This window comes from Chitinimonas sp. BJB300, from assembly GCF_002735695.1.
Taxonomy (GTDB): Bacteria; Pseudomonadota; Gammaproteobacteria; order Burkholderiales; family Chitinimonadaceae; genus Chitinimonas.
Genome location: NZ_PDZH01000348.1, coordinates 1 through 709 on the forward strand (window position 1 = coordinate 1; position 709 = coordinate 709).

The 709-nt window shown below is 55.4% G+C and carries 1 protein-coding gene; it reads right to left on the reverse strand.

The features are described 5' to 3' along the window. A partial coding sequence (locus CSQ89_RS22785) for a hypothetical protein (protein ID WP_308418211.1) occupies window positions 1-709 on the reverse strand: 709 nt, incomplete at both ends.

A 709-nucleotide genomic window follows, 5' to 3' on the forward strand; every position in this document is an offset into this window, starting at 1 on the left:
CGTCGGCTGCTTCACGCACATTGGCGTGTTCACGGTAGAGACTGGCGAGTAAGGGGTTCAATTGTTTGCCAAACAAGCCACGCAAGCCCGCATGGCCCAGGACTTCATGCACCAAAACATGCAGGGCACGCGGGGTATCGGCCAAGCGATCTGCCACCAAATAAACCGCATTGGCTTTCTGGTCAAAGAAGCCTTCGACATCGCCCTCGGCATTTTGTGAGCGCAGCTTATCGAGATAGCGCACCGGTAGGTCTGTGACCGACTGGACAATGGTGATCTGCGGGGCATTCCGCCACCTAGCAATCAAAGGGGCGAATTGCTTGCGCAGACGGGCTGCATCGCTGCCTTTAGTGCCCTGCTCCGTTACTTCAGCACGCGAGAATAGAAGCGGTCCGCTCTCTGATTTTTGTACTTTAGATTCAGCTACTTTGCGGCTGGTCTTCCTTGCCTCAACTTGGGCGGGCTTTTTAGTCGGCGTGTTTGCCTGAAGGTCATCGACGGTAGGTTGCGTCGGTACTGCTTGTTTGGCTGATACGGATGGTTTTGGCTTATTCGCCTTCTTTTCCTGTACTGCTGGCGTGGTCGGCACAGGGGACAACTCGGCAGACGCTTCCTGAACAACAGGGCTTGCCGATGCCTCGGGCTTTGCTTCAGATTGGGGGATCTCTGACGCTGCTGTTTTTTCAACTGCGTCCGCCTTGAATGGCGC